Source organism: Hydrogenivirga sp. 128-5-R1-1, from assembly GCF_000171895.1.
The window spans coordinates 1-1,659 of the sequence record NZ_ABHJ01000282.1; the positions used below are offsets into that span (position 1 = coordinate 1).

The following is a 1,659-nucleotide window of genomic DNA, read 5'->3' on the forward strand; positions in this document are numbered from 1 at the left end:
GGCAAATTTCGTAAAATCTTTAGATAGAACTTTAACATTTAAAGAATCTAAAAACTGAGCATCTTCTGTTGAAAGTAAATTTTCTTCACTGTTAATTAAAATAAGACCGTTTTTCTTAATTCCAGAATAAAAAGGCATAGTATAAGACTTACCCATTGTGATAACTTGAGGGTGAAATACCATTATAATATCAGGATAAACAACCTCTCCTCTGTCAAATATAGGTTCAACACCTATTCTTGCATAACTTTCAGAAGGAGCCATTCTTTTTTCAGCACCAAAAAACGGATTTGAAACAGCATAGTATCCTTCATAGTCGGCAGCAGTAGCAATAATGTGAGCAGCTGTAACAGCACCCTGCCCACCGATAGCAGGCATTCTAATACTTACAAGATTTCTTTGCATTATAATAAGCCCTCCTCTTTGTATTTAGCTAAAACTTCTTCAGCTTCAGGAGTTTTATATTCAAAGAATTTAAACCTTTCTTTGTCTCTTCCTCTCATTTCTTCAAGACCGTCATCAGAGTTAAGACCTATTTCAAGGATACATGGAGTATAAAGATGAACGTATGTAGGTCCAACTTCTCTAGCTACATAAATAGCTTCTTTGATTACTTTCTCAACTCTTTTTGGAGAAGAAACTGTTAATCTCGCCACGTAATGGCATCCAGAGTCTATAGCAAGCTGCCACATAGGGACTTTTTCAAACTGTTTTCCTTTAGGAGCCATTTTGAAAACTGCTCCTTTAGGAGTTAATCCTGACTCCTGTCCACCTGTGTTAGCATAAACTTCGTTATCAAAACATATTGTAGTTATTTTTTCCTGTCTGAAGAATGACTGCAGTGTATAATCAAGACCGATATCAACAGTAGCACCATCACCTGCAAGAACAACGACATCTTTAGTTTTATCTGGAAATCTCCATTCTAAAACTCTTTTTATACCTGTTGCTACAGAGTTTTGGTTTCCAAAAAGCGAATGAACTGTATGAAGTGCAATATGTGGGAACATTAGTGAAGTACAACCTGTAGAGTTAACTATTATTGTATCTTCAGGGTTTGGAAGAGATGCAAGAATATATCTTAAAGCTGCTGCTTCAGGACATCCTGCACAAAGTGAATGTTCTTCAAGAAGCTCTTTGGCAACTGGTAAATCCATTACACCTCTTTTAGGATTTCCCCAGGTTGCATTTTCTTGAAGTGCAACTACTTCCTGTGGAACAACATTTTTAAATTCTTCATTTAACTCATATATTTTTAAAGACATAACATTACCTCCTGTTTACTTTTTAACAATTTCTAAAACTTCTTTTACTACTACTTCTTTAGGCATTGTCATACCACCTGCAACTCTTGGAGTTCCAATAATTTCTGCGTTAGATTTTTTGTAAAGGGCTTTTCTAACTTCCCTTTCAAGCCACCCAACAACGTTAAATTCAGGAACAAAGATATATTTTGCATTTTTAACTGCTTCAGTTAATTCTTCATAAGGGAATGGTCTTATAGTTTTAAGTTTTACAACCTTAGCTTTAATTCCCTCTTCAGCTTCTAAAACTCTAACTGCTTCTTTAGCCTGAGATGCTGCAGTTCCACATGCAACAAATACTATTTCAGCATCTTTATCACCAAATTCCTCAGTTAATCCTTTTAAGTAATGTTTA

3 protein-coding genes are annotated in these 1,659 nt (G+C 35.1%); all 3 read right to left on the bottom strand.

Annotated elements, in window-relative coordinates:
- Positions 1-405, bottom strand: a 405-nt coding sequence (locus HG1285_RS02435; protein WP_008289131.1) for a 2-oxoacid:acceptor oxidoreductase family protein, incomplete at its 3' end; no start/stop codon positions are given.
- A complete protein-coding gene (locus tag HG1285_RS02430; protein ID WP_008289132.1) occupies positions 405-1,265 on the bottom strand; it encodes a thiamine pyrophosphate-dependent enzyme in 861 nt (286 codons plus the stop codon). The genes HG1285_RS02435 and HG1285_RS02430, both read right to left, overlap by 1 nt.
- 15 nt (positions 1,266-1,280) lie before the next feature.
- Positions 1,281-1,659: transketolase C-terminal domain-containing protein (locus HG1285_RS02425; protein ID WP_008289133.1), on the bottom strand; the 379-nt coding region annotated here is incomplete at its 5' end.

Coding starts and splice junctions, on each gene's coding strand:
- HG1285_RS02430 (WP_008289132.1), bottom strand. CDS start 1,265: ATGTCTTTAAAAATATATGAGTTAAATGAAGAATTTAAAAATGTTGTT.